This window comes from Streptomyces sparsus (genome assembly GCF_054776295.1).
In genome coordinates, this window is record NZ_BAAHCA010000685.1 from 1 (window position 1) to 1,380 (window position 1,380).

Annotated in this window: 2 protein-coding genes; one reads left to right on the forward strand and one right to left on the reverse strand. The window is 72.8% G+C overall.

The window, feature by feature from the left end; genetic code table 11:
* Positions 1–66 precede the first annotated feature (66 nt).
* On the reverse strand, positions 67–933 hold the full coding sequence (locus ACYVE9_RS22110) for a bifunctional methylenetetrahydrofolate dehydrogenase/methenyltetrahydrofolate cyclohydrolase (protein WP_461029640.1): 867 nt from the start codon (positions 931–933) through the stop codon (positions 67–69).
* 235 nt (positions 934–1,168) lie between these two features.
* On the opposite strand from ACYVE9_RS22110, the gene ACYVE9_RS22115 reads away from it, so the two are divergent.
* Positions 1,169–1,380: hypothetical protein (locus ACYVE9_RS22115; RefSeq protein ID WP_461029641.1), on the forward strand; the 212-nt coding region annotated here is incomplete at its 3' end.

Sequence of the window (1,380 nt, forward strand, 5' to 3'; positions counted from 1 at the left end):
GGTGGCGTCGTCGCGGGGATCGGTGGCCGGCGCGGGCTTCGCGCCGGAGGTCTCGGCGTCCAAGGGTCAGCCCGCGTTCCGCGCCGCCGCCGCCTCGGCGGCAGCCACCACGTTGACCAGCAGCATGGCGCGGGTCATCGGCCCGACACCGCCGGGGTTCGGGGACAGCCACCCGGCGACCTCCGCCACGTCCGGGTGCACGTCGCCGGCGATCCGGCCGTCCGCGTCGCGGCTGACCCCGACGTCCAGCACGGCCGCGCCGGGCTTGACGTCCTCCGGCCGCACCAGGTGCGGCACTCCGGCCGCGGCCACCACGATGTCGGCCCGCCGCAGGTGCGAGGGCAGGTCGCGGGTGCCGGTGTGCACCTGGGTGACGGTGGCGTTCTCCGAGCGGCGGGCCAGCAGCAGCGGCAGGGAGCGTCCCACGGTGACGCCGCGCCCGACGACGACCACGTCGGCACCCTTGATCTCCACGCCGTGCCGGCGCAGCAGTTCGATGATGCCGTTGGGTGTGCAGGGCAGCGCGGCGGGCTCGTTGAGCACCAGCCGGCCCAGGTTGGTCGGGTGCAGTCCGTCGGCGTCCTTCGCCGGGTCCATCAGCTCCAGCACCCGGTTGGTGTTGACGCCCTTCGGCAGCGGCAGCTGCACGATGTACCCGGTGCACTCCGGGTTGGCGTTCAACTCGGAGACGACCGCCTCGATCTCCTCCTGCGTCGCCGTGCCGGGCAGTTCACGCTGGAGGGAGGCGATGCCCACCTGTGCGCAGTCGCGGTGCTTGCCGGCGACGTACTTCTGGCTGCCGACGTCGTCACCGACCAGCACGGTGCCCAGGCCGGGGGTCACGCCCTGGGCCTTCAGCGCCGCCACACGGGTGGCGAGTTCGGATTTGATCACGGCCGCGGTGGCCTTGCCGTCGAGAATCTGCGCGCTCATGCCCCCATCCTCGCGGATCGAGGCATGCGGTCACCAATCCAGGGGTAAACCGGCGTTGCAGCTTCGCCACGGTTGACGGCCCCGGGTGGACAGCCCTCACGCCGGACGTCGATGATGACACCCAGTGCTGCGGCCGAACGGGGACGGCTGGGGGGCACGGCACTGGCTCTCCCTCACCTCTCCTCGGGCCGGACGGCATCGCAGCCGCTTCGGAACCGCTTGACGAGAGAAGAGAATGAGCTACCCCGACCCGAACAACCCCTACGGCAGGCCACCGCCGCCGGGCCCGCCACCGCAGCAGCCGCCCTACGGCTACCCGCAGCAGCAGCCGGGCCCCGGCTACCAGCCGCCGGGCGGCTACCCGCAGCCCGGCGGTTACCAGCAGCCGGGCGGTTATCCGCAGCAGCAGCCGGGTTACGGGTACCAGCAGCAGCCCGGCATGCCGCC

Excerpts from the sequence above, each read along its gene's own strand:
- ACYVE9_RS22110 (WP_461029640.1), bottom strand. The coding sequence starts at position 933 with ATGAGCGCGCAGATTCTCGACGGCAAGGCCACCGCGGCCGTGATCAAA.